We start from the raw sequence: 14,705 nt of genomic DNA on the forward strand, positions 1-14,705 counted from the left end.
ATGAACGAAAGAATATCCATAGAAGAAATCATTAGAATATATAAAGTTGATTTAAGTTTTGTGAATGCGCTTATCGACTCTGAGTTGTTGCATCCGCAGACCGAGAACAGCGTTCGATACATTATCCATGACGAGTTGTCGGATTTTGAAAAATTTATGAATTGGCATTACGACTTGGAAGTCAACTTGCAAGGCATAGAAATTATCAATGATATGCTGCGAAAAGTTCGACATTTACAAACACAAAACAGAAACCTAATGCAACGTCTCCAAGTGAAACGTTTCGATTGGGAAGAAAGTGACGAGATTCTTTAAATTTTTTAAACTAAAGTCTAAAAATGTTTGATTTAATCATAGTTGGTGGAGGTCCGATTGGTATTGCGTGTGCGATAGAAGCGGAAAAACACCAACTTTCTTATGTTATTTTAGAAAAAGGAACGATTGCAAATAGTCTTTACAATTATCCTTTGTACATGCGGTTTTTCTCCACGGCAGAACGTTTGGAGATTGACGAAATTCCGTTTATAACGACCGCTCCCAAACCGGGTCGTCAAGATGCTTTGGAATATTATCAAGGCATCACGCGCCAACGGCAAGTCAATATTCGCTTGTATGAGGAAGTTTTGATGATTCAGAAAAATAAAAATGAATTTTCGGTGACCACTTCGAAAGCGGGTTATATGGCCAAACAAGTGATTATAGCTACCGGATTTTATGATATTCCGAATTTGATGAATGTTAAAGGCGAAAATCTCCCGAAAGTCCATCATTATTACACCGAGCCTTATCCCTATGCGCAACAAAAAGTTGTCGTGGTCGGCGCGAGCAATTCGTCGGTGGATGCGGCTTTAGAAATTTATAGAAAAGGTGGCGATGTTACAATGATTATCCGCGGTTCCGAAATAGGAAATCGTGTTAAATATTGGGTGAAACCTGACATCGAAAACAGAATTGCCGAAGGTAGTATCAAAGCTTATTTTAATGCTGAAATTACAGAAATCACAACTTCTGATGTTTTGTTTAAAACTAAAAATGAAATCCATCAAATCGAAAATGATTTTGTTTTGGCATTAACAGGCTATCTGCCAGATTTTCAATTTTTAAAAAATACAGGAATTATTTTAGAAGGCGACGCCGAAATTCCACTTCATAATCCCGAAACGATGGAAACCAATGTAAAAGGTCTTTATTTAGCGGGGGTTGTTTGTGGTGGTCGCAATACACATTTGTGGTTTATAGAGAATTCGAGAATTCATGCTAGAAAAATTCTAGAACATATTACAAATCCTTAATACAAAGTAGTTTTTAGAAAATTTGGTCTAGTTTTTGAAAGTTAAAAAAGCGTTAAAAAATACGTTATGAAATTCAGTTTTAATGGAAAATTATGGCTTTTAGTACCAATTTTTGTATTGATCCAATGTAAAAAAGACCAAGTCCCGACAGATAATTATTCGAATAAACACACAGCAACTACAACCGATCCTAACAAACAGGTCGTAAAAGTCGATACTGTTATCGATGGAAAGCCAGTTGAGGTTAAAAAAGAAATTCCTAAAACTGTTATTCCGAACAAAGATTTTCATTATACAGCTTTAGCCATGAAGAAAAACGATTCTTTGGTTAAAGAGTTTAAAAAGAAATATTCGGCGGACGAACTTTATACGATTTTGGCAATTAATAGACTGGATCGTAAAAATATGACGCGTCCCGATACCTTAGTTGTGCCTAGTGTTATTGAAAAAGATTTTCTAAAATATTCGCCTTTTCCAGGAAATGTTCCTGTTTTACAGGATGTTAAAAAGTTCGTGTTTTTCTCATATCCTATCCAAGCTTTTGGTGTTTACGAATACGGAAACCTTGTTAAATGGGGACCAACATCGATGGGGAAAAAAGCCTCTCAAACGGATAGAGGTTTACATTTTGCTAATTGGAAAAAGGAAGTTTCGATTTCAACAGTTAGCGATGAGTGGAAACTAAGATGGAATTTTAATATCAGCAACTTCAAAGGTATTGGTTGGCATCAATACGAAATGCCAGGTTATCCAGCGTCGCACTCTTGTCTTAGGATGTTAGAGGAAGATGCCAAGTGGATGTACAGCTTTGCGGATACATGGATTCTCAACAAAGGAGGTGCGACAGTTCGTGCTAATGGGACGCCAGTCTATGTCTACGGCGATTACAAATGGGGCGGTAGAAAGCCTTGGTATAACTTGATGGACGACCCAAAGGCTAACGATATGTCGGTAGATGATATTACTAAAGTTATCCAGCCAGAACTTGACAAAATTCTTAAAGAACAAGATAATCGCGATAAGGTTGCGGCTCAGGTTTTAATAGAAAAAGCTGAAAAGAAGAGACAAGATTCTCTGAGTATTGGCGGGGTCTAAGGCTTTTTTTGTGTTGGATTTTTCTTAAAAGTTAAAATTGTTTTTTCGAAAATTTGCTTTATTTGTCCCATGTTAAAAGGACTTATATAACCATATTTTAGGATTTCAGCATAAGTTTTTTTGTCCATAGTCATTAATGAAAATGAGATAAAACGATTAACGTCTTGACTTTCGAGACCGAATTCTGCAAAGTATTCGTCGGTTAGTTCATTATGGAGCCATTCAATGCTTTCGACTTTAGTCCATTTATTATTAATACTTCCCATACTAAATCCAGGACCAACTGGTTGTACAAAATCGCCAGGTTTTCTTAGGCTTTCAACATAGAATTCGGATCTAAGTTTCACAGTTTTTCGGATACCGTCATTCACACGTCTATCTTTTAAACTACGTCCAAAAGCTTCGCTGTCTTTGGTTAAATCACCAGTTGGCGTAGCGGTAACCACGACTTCTTCAATTTCTTTTGGTACTGGGATTAGATTAAAATCATAAGATGAATTAAGCTCCTGCACAGAGAAATTTATATTCTCATAACCTTCGCGAACAATTCTTATTTTATCACCAATTTTAGCATTTATACTGTAAAAACCAACTGCAGTCGATGTTGTGCGTCGCTCGTCCGACAGATTAATGATTAAAGCACCAGCAACTGGATAATTATTGAGCTTAATAGTTCCGAAAATGTTTTGTGCTTTGTGAATTATAAAACTTAGTAATAAACAAAAAAGTAGAATTTTTTTCACGCAATATTTTTTGTTAAAATTAAATTTAAAACTAAAACTTAAGTGATATTTAACCGACATTAACACTTTTATATTTTTTTTATAAAATCAAATTTTTGCTACTTTTTTTCTGACGAATTATGTCTTAACTTTACACTCAATTAGCGCAAAAATTTCAAATTAATGTACTTAGTTTTCGATACCGAAACCACTGGTTTACCAAAGAACTTTAATGCCCCTTTATCAGACTCGGACAACTGGCCGCGTATGGTGCAGATTGCTTGGCAGTTGCATGATGAAGAAGGTAATCTTATTGAAAATCAAGACTATATTATAAAGCCAGAAGGTTATGATATTCCGTTTAATGCAACAAGAATTCACGGGATTTCTACCAAAATGGCGCAAGAAGAAGGTCGGGATTTGAAGGAAGTTTTAGAAGAATTCAAAGCGGTTTTAGAAAGGTCGAAAGTGGGTGCTGGACATAATGTGGAGTTCGATTACAATATTGTTGGCGCGGAGTTTTATCGTAAAGAAATCGAGGACAAATTGCAGGCGCTTCCAAAGGCTGATACAATGCATTTGGGAACCGATTTTTGTAAGTTAGGCGGTGGACGAAATGGTCGTTACAAATCACCAAAACTTGGTGAACTGTATGAGAAATTATACGGTACAAGTTTCGATGAAGCGCATAATGCGGCGGCGGACGTTAATGCGACGGCGCAAGTCTTTTTCGAAATGATGAGAATCGGCATTATTCCTGCGGATTTACTTAAAATTTCTGAAGACCAACTTCGACTTTATCAAGAATTACATCCTAATCCAATTGCACCTTTCGACATTGTTATCCGTCGTCAGGTTGCTGGATTTAATAATAAAAACAAGAAAAAAGATTTTGGAAGTCTTGACGAGATCGACCTTGGCAAGTATTTCCATTTTAATAACCACAGTGTTTACTCGATATTGCAAGCGTCGTCAAGTATTAATGATTTGATTAAAAAAGCGGTGGATAACGATTTTCCGGCCGTTGGGATGGTAGATATCGGGAACATGATGGGCGCTTTCAAATTTGTTTCGGCAATGGAAGATGTTAACAGCGCTCGCGAAAAAGCTTATAAATCTTATCTTGAAAAGAAACAAGAGGCGGAAGAAAAAGGTGAGGAATTTAATGAAGCTGAGCCTCCGAAAGAACCGTTGATACCAGTTTTGGGTTGTGAGTTTTTTATCTCTGACCGTTACGAGCAAAAACAATTTACTAAAGATGATCCTGATAAAAGAACACAAGTTGTGCTTCTAGCAAAGGATTTTGAAGGTTATAAAAATTTAGCAAAACTATCGAGTATTGGTTTTATTAAAGGTTTTTATTTTGGTGTTCCTAGAATTAGCCGCGAGTTGATTTCGCAATACAAAGAAGGTGTTATCGCATTAACTTCGGGCATTAATGGTGATATTCCTGATGCGATTCTTAACATCGGTGAGCAGAAAGGGGAGGAGCTTTTCAAATGGTGGAAAGAAGAATTTGGAGATGATTTTTATGTTCAGCTCCAGAACCACGAATTGCCAGAAGAAGAGCATCTTAACGAAGTCCTTTTACAATTAGCAGAAAAATATGAGGTTAAAATTTTAGCTCAAAACGAAACCTATTACACTAACAAAGAAGATGCAAATATTCAAGATATTTTGATGTGTATCAAAGATGGCGAAAAGTTGTCAACGCCTGTTGGTAAGGGTTTTGGAAAAAGAAAAGGTCTTAGTACACAAGAATATTACATCAAAAATAGCGATGATGTTAAGAAGGCATTTATGGCCTATCCTGATGCTTTTGAAGCTTATGAAGAGTTTTTAGCTAAGTTCAAACCTTATCGATTGAAGCGTGATGTTTTGCTTCCGAAGTTTGATATTCCTGAGCAGTTTATCCATGCTGAAGATGATGTAGATGGCGGCAAACGTGGTGAGATGGCGTATTTGACGCATTTAACTTATGAAGGGGCTAAAAAACGTTATGTCGAAACAGGCATTACCGACGAGATTAAAGAACGTCTCGATTTTGAATTGGATGTTATTGCAAATACGGGTTATCCAGGTTACTTTTTGATTGTACAAGATTTCTGTAACGAAGCTCGAAATATGGGCGTTTGGGTTGGTCCTGGTCGTGGTTCAGCAGCAGGTTCAGCAGTAGCTTATTGTATTGGAATCACCAATGTTGACCCGATTAAATATGATTTGCTTTTTGAGCGTTTCCTAAATCCAGAAAGGGTTTCGATGCCCGATATTGATATTGACTTTGATGATGAAGGTCGAGATAAAATTATCAAATGGGTTGTTGAAAAATATGGTAAAACGCAGGTTGCACAGATTATCACGTATTCCATTTTGGGAGGGAAGTCTGCGATTAAAGATGCTGGAAGAGTTTTGGATTTACCAATTCCAGATACCAATAATATTGCAAAATTAATTCCGTCAATACCAGGGATGAACATTGCAAAAGCCCTTTCAAAATATGATAAACTGAAACCAGAAGAACAACTTTTGGTGGACGAGATGAAAATGGTTTTGGATGATCCTAATGATGATCGTTACCAAGTTTTAGCGAGTGCCAAAAAGATGGAAGGTTGCGTTCGTAACACGGGAATTCACGCTTGTGGGGTAATTATTACGCCAGAAGATGTTAGTAACCTTGTGCCAGTGACCATTGCCGCGAAAGACGCTGATATTTTGGTATCTCAGTTTGACAACTCCGTTGCGGAAAGTGCAGGACTTTTGAAGATGGACTTCTTAGGACTTCGAACCTTGACGATTATTAAAGATGCCCTTAAGTTGGTGAAACAACGTTATGATATCGATATCGATCCAGATTTGATTCCGTTGGATGATGCCAAAACTTATCAACTATTTAAGGAAGGTCGAACGATTGGGATTTTCCAATACGAAAGTCCAGGGATGCAAAAATATATGCGCGAGCTGAAACCTACAGTTTTTGCCGATCTTATCGCAATGAACGCCTTGTATCGTCCAGGTCCTATTAAATACATCCCAAACTTTATAAACCGTAAACACGGTATTGAGGAGATTGTTTATGATTTACCCGAAACCGAAGAATACTTAAAGGAAACCTACGGAATTACTGTTTACCAAGAACAGGTAATGTTGCTGTCACAGAAGTTGGCGAATTTTACTAAAGGTGAAGCTGATACTTTGAGAAAGGCGATGGGTAAAAAACAAATCGATGTTCTTAATAAGATGTATCCAAAATTTATCGAAGGTGGACGCAAGAATAATCTTGATGAAGGACGTTTGGAGAAAATATGGAATGACTGGAAAGCCTTTGCTGAGTATGCTTTTAACAAATCGCACTCAACTTGTTATGCCTTTATCGCTTATCAAACGGCTTATCTTAAAGCTAATTATCCCGCTGAATATATGGCGAGTGTAATGAGTAATAACATTAACAATACCGAGCAAATCACGATGTTCATGGAAGATTGTAAGGCGATGGGTGTTGATGTTTTGGGACCAGATGTTAACGAATCGCAATACAAATTTGCGGTAAACGAAAAGGGGCAAATTCGTTTTGGTCTAGGTGCTATTAAAGGAATTGGAGAAGGGCCAAGTGAAGCTATTTGTGCAACGCGACAAGAAGGAAAATTCAAAAATATATATGACTTTTTCGAGCGTGTACCAGCGTCACAAATTAACAAAAGAGTGGCAGAAAGTTTGGTAATTGCAGGTGCTTTTGATGGTGTTGACAATTATCATCGTGGACAATATTTTGATATTGACCAAGCAGGAAAAACAAATCTTGAAAAGTTATTGCGTTATGGACAAAGCTTCCAAGAAAGTCAAAACGAAATGGAAAATTCCTTATTTGCGGATTTTGCAGATGAGGTTAAAATAGAACAACCAAAGCTTCTTCCTTGTGCGGAGTGGCCAAATATGCACACGCTGAATAAGGAAAAAGAAAGTATTGGATTCTATCTGTCGGCGCATCCTTTGGACGAATTCAAATATCAGTTTCAGTTTATCAAAGGTGTGTTGTCGAAAAAAGCAGTGTTGGAAAGTCAAAATGACGATGTTCCGCAAGAGAATCCAGCTTTGTTGGCTGCAGAAGATGACAAAGATGAGGTTGAAGAAATCGATTTTGAAATCGATGTTGAAGATCACGATGGCGAATCCGAATTGGTTGAAGCTTCAACTAAAAATGCCGAACCAAAAGGAAGTTTTAACTTCTTTAATCTGGATGAGTTGGATTATTTTAAAGACAATGTTTTTCCAAAACTAGCAAAGCCAGAACAAGACAAAAAAGATTGGCGCAACCGTGATAAAGATACTGGTAAAGAATATTCAGTTGCTGGATTAATCACCGAATATCGTGTGCAGGAAGGTTTTAGAAGTGGTGAGAAGGTTGCGTTTGTCACGTTGGAAGATTACACCGGATCGTATTCTTTCCGTTTGGGCGACCGCGATTATATGAAGTTAAAAGAGAAGTTAGAAGTTCAACGTTTTGTCATTTTAAAGATAAAATTTGCGCAAGTTAAAGACGGTCGAGTTTTCGTCAATGTTAATGATGTTATCGAATTGAAGGAAGCTTTCGACAAGTTTGCAAAAAGTATGTCTGTGGTTGTGAGTCTCGACAGTCTTCGTCAGACTGATATAGACTTTTTCAAAAATTCGTTTTTGGGACACGATTATGGTGACCAAAAGTTAAGCTTCTGTGTCAAAAATCCCGAAGATAATAGCGTTATAGAATTGGTGTCTATGCAGCATCGCATCAAGATTAACGACGAATTGCTCAGCATTATCCACGATGTCAACAATTACGAAGTTTTCCTAAACTAAAGCATAAATCTCGGTTAAAAATATTTGGGCGTGCCCCTCGTATTTTGCCTTGACTAAAGCCTCATAGGTTCTTAGAAACCTATGAGGCTTTTTCTTTTCTCAAAATCCTCGGGTCGGGCTCTTTGTTGCAATCTTTGAGCTTGTCGCTCGGACGGCTCCGCTACGCTCCGCCGCCTCACTCCAAGCCAAAGGATTTCCACGTCGATCCCTCACGCGAGATTCCGCGCAGAAAGTCAATTACTAATCCAAATTTTAGGATGGGTGTTTTTTATCCAAATTCTGAATAAAAACTTTCGAAATTTTTAAAAGTATAGCTTTTGCCTTGAATTTTTGGTAAAATTTAAAAATTAAGCCATAAAATCAGCAGATTGTTTCACTTTGTATGTCCTGTTTTTGAGATATTTTCACTAATAATGTTTTAATTATATAGATTTAATATTATTGCTTTATTTTTATAAAATTGTTAATATCTTTATTTTAAGTTGTTGTAAGATTGTTTTTTGTGTTGTGTGGAGGTTTTTCAATTAATAAATATTTGGTTTTTGTTATTAAAATGATATTTTAGGGGCGATAACTTAATTTATATTTTATGAAGAAAATTTTACTTTCGAGTTTTCTAGCGCTAGGACTGGGAGCGAACGCGCAAACGTACTTCTCTGCCGATTTTAACAACTCAAATATTACTGACTGGACGCGTTATGATGCTGACGGCGACGGCAAAAATTGGGGTGATACATTTGTGATTAATGATAGTTCTGGTAATCCTGCGACACCTTATGGGTTAATTTCTAGATCTTGGCAAACAAATCCTTTAACACCAGATAACTGGGCTGTTACACCGGCGATTGACTTAACTAATGTAACAGGTACAGTAACCTTAAAGTGGACTGTTAGAGCAGCTGCAGAAAGTTGGGATAAAGAGCATTACTCAGTATATGCTGCGACCGATAAAACGATTGCCGCATTAAGTGCATCACCAGTTACGTTTTCTGAGACCTATGATGATCCTGCCAATCTAGGAACTCAATATACTCGAACATTGGATCTTAGTAGTTTAGCTGGTCAGGTTGTTTATGTTGCGTTTAGACACCATAATTCAACAGACATGGATTTTATCTTGATTGATGATGTTGTTGTTAAATCACCTGATACTGTGGCACCTAATTGTCCGACACTTACAGCGCCTGCTAATGCTAGTACTGGTGTTGCAGTTAATCCTACATTATCTTGGACGGCTGGAGTTGGTGCTTCTGCTGATAGTTATGATGTTTATATGGGTACTACGCCTAATCCGACTACTTTATATAAGAATGTTACGTCAACCTCGGTAGCTCTTACTGGTTTAACGCCATTAACGACTTATTATTGGAGAGTTGTTTCTAAGAATGCAATTGGAGAGGCTACAGCTTGTACAGAGTTTTCGTTTACCACGAAAGCACCAGTAATGCTAGATTGTGCACCTTTGGTTAGTCCAATTAATGAAGCTACAGATATCATTTACGGCACGACACCGATTAAGTGGACTAAGCCAGCTGGTACCGTAACTGGTTATGATGTATATTTAGGAGCTAGTGCAAGTAGTTTACAACTTTTAGGTACTGCTACGGCAACTGCAACAAGTATTAATATTACTGGCACTACTGCTGACACAACTTATTATTGGAAGATTGTACCAAAGAATACTGATGGTTCTGCTGCTAATTGTGAAGTGAGATCATTTAAAACTATGGCATCTCTTAATCCATATTGTGGTGCTGTTGGAGGTTACACAGTGGAGCCTATTACATATGTGAACTTTAAATATAATACAGAAAACAGCTCAACAGCTGCAACAACAGCACAAGGACATGAGAATTTTGTATCGAAAGTATTCTTAGTAGAACAAGGTGCTACATCTACTATTAGTGTAAACTCAAATTCTACGGGTCTTAAGCATTATTATACTGTATTTGTAGATTGGAATCAAGATGGAGATTTTGATGATGCTGGAGAAAAATATTTTACAGCAGCTCCTTACTTTGCTAATCCAGGTAGTAACGGAATAGATGCATCTAAGATTGTCACGACAAATTTTGTTGTGCCTGCTAACGCTGCTTTAGGTAATACGCGTATGAGAATAAAGGCGGTATATGGTTCTGCTTCGGCGCCATCAGCTTCGGCTTTAGCTAACATGTCAAATGCTTGTGGTAATACAGGTGTGACTTATGGACAAGCGGAAGATTATACTATTAAAGTTGTACAGCCAGGTACTTTGGCTGTTAACGACATTAACAAAGCTAATCTGTCAGTATATCCTAATCCTTTCAAAGATGTTTTAAAGATTTCTGATGTTAAAGATGCAGTATCTGTAATTGTTTCTGATCTTTCAGGAAGAATGGTTGCAGAGCTTAAGCCAGCTGCAGAGCTTAACTTATCACATTTGAATAAAGGTGTTTATATTGTAAACGTTAAGTATTCTCATGGTGAAGTAAAATCTACTAAAGTTATTAAAGAATAATTTTATAAGACTTAAATGTTATGAGCTGACTTCCTTGGAAGTCGGCTTTTTTTGTTGATGATATTTGTCTTCTAGGTTTTAGAATCGAGATTTGTTTTCTTTATTTTGATCGTATTGGCGGTGTATTTGTTAGGATTTTCTTCATTTTTAAAGTCTTTGATGTGGGTTTGACCGTCTCTTAATTGTTACATGTATTGGCTTTATTTTTGGGGAAAATGTGTTGTCGATTTGTAATGTCTTGTATCACATTTTATAATTGCTTTGTTGTGTGTATTTGTTGAAAAAATAGATCATAGAAGGGTAAATTCGGGTTGGATGGTGTTTTTTTTGAATCACGAAATCTTCTTAAAGGTGTTTTTGGATATTAAGTTCTGAAAATGAGTGAGATATTTTTTGTATAATATTGTATTTTTTAAGAATTATTTATCTGTTATATATTTTTGTTGTAGATTTTATATTATTTAATTTTTTTTTAATAAGTGTTAAAATGCGAGTATCATTGGTTTGTGTTGAATTTTTTAATATTTAATATGTTTTTTTATTAGTTAAATATTGTTTTTGTTGTGTAAAGTAATATTTTTGAAATGACAATTTAAATTAAATAATTATGAAAAAAATTTTACTTTCTAGCTTACTTGTTTTAGGACTTGGGGCAAATGCACAATGGATTCAGAATTTTGATAATAGCGCTACTTTACCTTCAGGATGGACTGTTATTAATGGTGGTGATGCTAATGGTTTTGTTATAGGAGCAGTTCCTGCAGGTGGAAATGTTACTGCTGCACAATCTGGAAGCAATGTTGCACGAATAACATATGGTTCTACTGCGCACGATGATTATTTGGTTACACCAGCTATTACGGTACAGGCAGGTGTTAATGATAGGATTAGTTATTATGTTGCAAGTTTTTCGTCTGCTTTTACAGAAGATTACAGCGTAATGCTGTCTAATACTACCGCAACAGCAGCAGCATTTACCACAACTTTGAAAGCGACATCCAAGGCGACTAGTGCATGGACAAAAGTGACTTTGGACTTAACACCTTACGTTGGACAGACGATATATGTTGGGTTTAGAGCTACGGATACTAATCAATGGTACTTGATGTTCGATACGATTGTTAATGATACTGCACCAACTACCGTTCCAAATTGTGTTACAGCAACAACACCAGCAGATGGTGCAACAGGATATTCTGTGCGACCTACTTTTACATGGCCTGATGCCGCTGGTGCGTCTGGTTATAAGGTATATTTAGGTACATCTAGTGGATCATATGACATATTGAACGGTGTTACGGCTAACTCTGGCGCTTCGTTAGGGAACAATCCACCATTAAATGCTAATACGCCTTATTATCTTAAAATTGTGCCTCTAAATGATGTTGGGTCTGCGACAGGTTGTACAGAGACTATGTTTACAACTGGGGCAAATCCTTATGCTCCTTATTGTGGACCATTTTTTTCTAATTCACCAACTGCAATAGCACCTATTAAATCTGTTGCTCTAAGTACTGTAAATAATGCTTCTGATGCATCAGCAACTAACATTGGATCTTTTGCGGTGAATGAAGATTTTACCAGTGTTATTATTCCTGTGGAAAATACTGTTACAGCATTGCCAATAACAGTTCGTGGTATGACAAATGGAGGTACTACAAATGGTTGGGCGATGTCTGTGTTTATAGATTGGAACAATGATGGTGATTTTGGAGATGCTGGAGAATCTTACTTTAATACAACGTCTACCATGATAAGATCGACCACACCTGATGCTAATGGAATAGTTACGTTGACAGGAAATATTGCGATTCCAAGTGGTACTTCGTTGGGTACTAAGAGAATGAGAGTCAAGTATAATTTTTCTGGAATAACTATAAATAGTCCTTTAACTACTGCTTGTGCTGATATGTCAAATGGTCAAGTTGAAGATTATACTATCAACTACAAGTCTCCTACAATGGCAGTTAATGATATCAACAAGTTAAATGTTTCAGTGTATCCTAATCCATTCAAAGATGTGTTGAAAATTTCTGATGTTAAAGATGCGACTTCTGTAATCGTTTCCGATATCTCAGGAAGAACGGTTGCAGAGCTTAAGCCAGCAACAGAGCTTAACTTATCACATTTGAATAAAGGTGTTTATATTGTTAACATTAAGTATTCTAATGGTGAAGTGAAAGCAACTAAAGTTATTAAAGAATAATTTTGTAAGACTTAAATATTATGAGCCGATTTCGAAAGAAGTCGGCTTTTTATTGTTTTATAAGGGTGTGTATCAAATACTTTTTTATTAAATATAATTATATATATGCCTATTATTTAAGAATAAAATAAAATATTGTTTGCTTGATTGAAATTAAATATATAGTTTTGTTGAACTGATAAATATTATATTAATATGAAAAAAATTCTATTTCCTTGCCTTTTGGCATTAGGTATTGGCGCAAATGCTCAATACAACTTCACAGGAACGTTCGAAGATGCAGCTGATGGTTATTATGGCCAATTCGGTGATGGTACTGTTACGGCTGCTGCAGCTTGTAATGGCGATTTTGGAGGTCAGTTGGCATTGTCTGCTGCTCGAACTAGTACTGGATGGATGGTACAGTTGGATGAGACTGGCCAAATAAGTAATGGAATGGGCGGCACTTTAAGCTTTAGCTATAAAAAGTCTGCAGGCCTAGTTGGTACAGCTCGTTTAGCATATTTTGTTCAAGATGTTGATAGTGGTTTATGGAATATCTCGTATATTGGTGATCCTATTGCCTTAGCAACAGATGCTATGACATCATGTACAACTGTTACTGCTACTATTCCATCAGGTGTTTTAGCACCAGATGGTATTAATGCAGTGGGAGTATGGGTACAAAGAACATCAGGTGCTGGTAATTTTTTTGTGGATGATATTAAAATTGTACAAGAGGTTGCGACAACAGTTCCAAGCTGTACTACTTTTGTTTCTCCTACATCTGGAGCAGTAATTCCTTCTGGAACAAATACATTAAAATGGACACCGACAGCCAACACTGCTTCTTATAAGGTTACAGTTGGTACTACGCCTGGAGGAGTGGATGTTTATAATCAAAATGTATCGGCTGCTGGTAATACGGTTAACGTATCATTGTTAGCAAACAAAACTTATTATGCGAAAGTAGTACCTGTTAATCCTATTGGAGAGGCTACAGGATGTCAAGAGATTACATTTACTACAAACTCTGGAGTTAATGTATGTGGACCACTTACAACTAATCAGCCTACTAATGTATTCCCGATTTCTTCCGTTACATTTGCTGGGGTTACGAAAACTTCATCACCAACTGCTGGAGCGGTAACGCCTTATGAAGACTTTAGAAGTACGATTATTCCAGTTCCTGCTGGTACAACTTCATTACCAATTACAGTACAAGGAGCAACAAATGGTAATCCTGGTAATGGCTGGGCTACAACTGTGTTTATTGACTGGAATAACGATGGTGACTTCACTGATGCAGGTGAGTCTTACTTCAATACAATAGCTACGAAAGTACATAAGTTTAACGTTGCAGATAATCCAATGATTTTAACAGGTAATATTACAGTACCTCCAGGAACTTCAGCAGGTTATAAAACAATGAGAGTAAAGTATAACTTTATGTCTGGATCTTCTACTTCTATGCATCCAGCATTAGTTAGTGCTTGTAGTGAGATGGGTAATGGACAAGCTGAGGATTATATGATTGCTTTCGGGGAATTAGCTGTTAATGATGTTAACAAGTCTAAAGTATCTGTTTATCCTAATCCATTCAAAGATGTATTGAAAATTTCTGATGTTAAGAATGTAAATTCTGTTACTGTTACAGATCTTTCAGGTAGAACTGTTAAAACATTAGCTGCAGCAGAAGAATTACAGTTAGGAGATCTTAAAAAAGGTGTTTATGTTGTAACTATCAAAATGAATGACGGTACAACAACTTCTAATAAGGTAATTAAAGACTAATTTAATTGGTTCTTAAATACTACAATCCGACTTCTTTCGAAGTCGGATTTTTTTGTTGAATTATATTATGATTTTAATTTTTGAATTATTTTGGTTTCTAAAACTAACTCTAATATGACTAACAGAATTAATGCTTTATAGTTATTTTAAGTAATTTGATTTGTGATACATGCTATTAAGTTAAAGATTTGTTTAAATAATTTGCTTAATTGTAAGTCTCCCCAAACGTTGGACAGAATTATACCCTCATTTTGTATTGTAAAACTATAAAATATTTCATTCTGTTG

At 36.3% G+C, this 14,705-nt stretch carries 8 protein-coding genes; 7 read left to right on the top strand and 1 reads right to left on the bottom strand.

All coding sequences use genetic code 11. The features are described 5' to 3' along the window. The 3 genes from AC23MB_RS09280 (at nucleotide 1) to AC23MB_RS09290 (ending at nucleotide 2,387) form a co-directional block, all read left to right on the top strand. Complete coding sequence (locus tag AC23MB_RS09280; protein WP_487787075.1) at nucleotides 1-315, top strand: chaperone modulator CbpM; 315 nt, start codon at nucleotides 1-3, stop codon at nucleotides 313-315. A gap of 23 nt (nucleotides 316-338) precedes the next feature. Next, on the top strand, nucleotides 339-1,292 hold the full coding sequence (locus tag AC23MB_RS09285; protein WP_487787076.1) for a YpdA family putative bacillithiol disulfide reductase: 954 nt from the start codon (nucleotides 339-341) through the stop codon (nucleotides 1,290-1,292). A gap of 66 nt (nucleotides 1,293-1,358) precedes the next feature. Then, a complete protein-coding gene (locus tag AC23MB_RS09290; protein WP_312324438.1) occupies nucleotides 1,359-2,387 on the top strand; it encodes a L,D-transpeptidase in 1,029 nt (342 codons plus the stop codon). On the opposite strand, the gene AC23MB_RS09295 is transcribed toward AC23MB_RS09290, so the two are convergent. Then, the gene (locus AC23MB_RS09295) at nucleotides 2,384-3,130 is read right to left on the bottom strand and encodes a hypothetical protein (RefSeq protein ID WP_487787077.1); all 747 of its coding nucleotides are present in this window, start codon (nucleotides 3,128-3,130) and stop codon (nucleotides 2,384-2,386) included. The two genes, AC23MB_RS09290 and AC23MB_RS09295, sit on opposite strands and share 4 nt — an antisense overlap. A 162-nt stretch (nucleotides 3,131-3,292) precedes the next feature. On the opposite strand from AC23MB_RS09295, the gene dnaE reads away from it, so the two are divergent. From dnaE to AC23MB_RS09315, 4 genes are all read left to right on the top strand, one after another. Beyond that, nucleotides 3,293-7,942 carry a DNA polymerase III subunit alpha gene (gene dnaE / locus AC23MB_RS09300; RefSeq protein ID WP_487787078.1) on the top strand — a complete coding sequence of 1,550 codons (4,650 nt, stop codon included), beginning with the start codon at nucleotides 3,293-3,295 and terminating at the stop codon, nucleotides 7,940-7,942. Between the two features lie 589 nt (nucleotides 7,943-8,531). Then, entirely contained in the window at nucleotides 8,532-10,439 is a 1,908-nt protein-coding gene (locus tag AC23MB_RS09305) for a choice-of-anchor J domain-containing protein (RefSeq protein WP_487787079.1), read from the top strand. Between the two features lie 607 nt (nucleotides 10,440-11,046). Further along, nucleotides 11,047-12,645 carry a choice-of-anchor J domain-containing protein gene (locus AC23MB_RS09310; RefSeq protein WP_487787080.1) on the top strand — a complete coding sequence of 533 codons (1,599 nt, stop codon included), beginning with the start codon at nucleotides 11,047-11,049 and terminating at the stop codon, nucleotides 12,643-12,645. Between the two features lie 195 nt (nucleotides 12,646-12,840). Then, complete coding sequence (locus AC23MB_RS09315; protein ID WP_313031167.1) at nucleotides 12,841-14,418, top strand: T9SS type A sorting domain-containing protein; 1,578 nt, start codon at nucleotides 12,841-12,843, stop codon at nucleotides 14,416-14,418. Nucleotides 14,419-14,705 lie beyond the last annotated feature (287 nt).

The sequence above is a fragment of the Soonwooa sp. T0.1_25 genome (genome assembly GCF_057652215.1).

What these genes read in the sequence shown, in the direction of transcription:
- AC23MB_RS09280 (WP_487787075.1), top strand. Translation starts at nt 1, where the DNA reads ATGAACGAAAGAATATCCATAGAAGAAATCATTAGAATATATAAAGTT.
- AC23MB_RS09290 (WP_312324438.1), top strand. Translation starts at nt 1,359, where the DNA reads ATGAAATTCAGTTTTAATGGAAAATTATGGCTTTTAGTACCAATTTTT.
- AC23MB_RS09315 (WP_313031167.1), top strand. Translation starts at nt 12,841, where the DNA reads ATGAAAAAAATTCTATTTCCTTGCCTTTTGGCATTAGGTATTGGCGCA.
- dnaE (WP_487787078.1), top strand. Translation starts at nt 3,293, where the DNA reads ATGTACTTAGTTTTCGATACCGAAACCACTGGTTTACCAAAGAACTTT.
- AC23MB_RS09285 (WP_487787076.1), top strand. Translation starts at nt 339, where the DNA reads ATGTTTGATTTAATCATAGTTGGTGGAGGTCCGATTGGTATTGCGTGT.
- AC23MB_RS09310 (WP_487787080.1), top strand. Translation starts at nt 11,047, where the DNA reads ATGAAAAAAATTTTACTTTCTAGCTTACTTGTTTTAGGACTTGGGGCA.
- AC23MB_RS09305 (WP_487787079.1), top strand. Translation starts at nt 8,532, where the DNA reads ATGAAGAAAATTTTACTTTCGAGTTTTCTAGCGCTAGGACTGGGAGCG.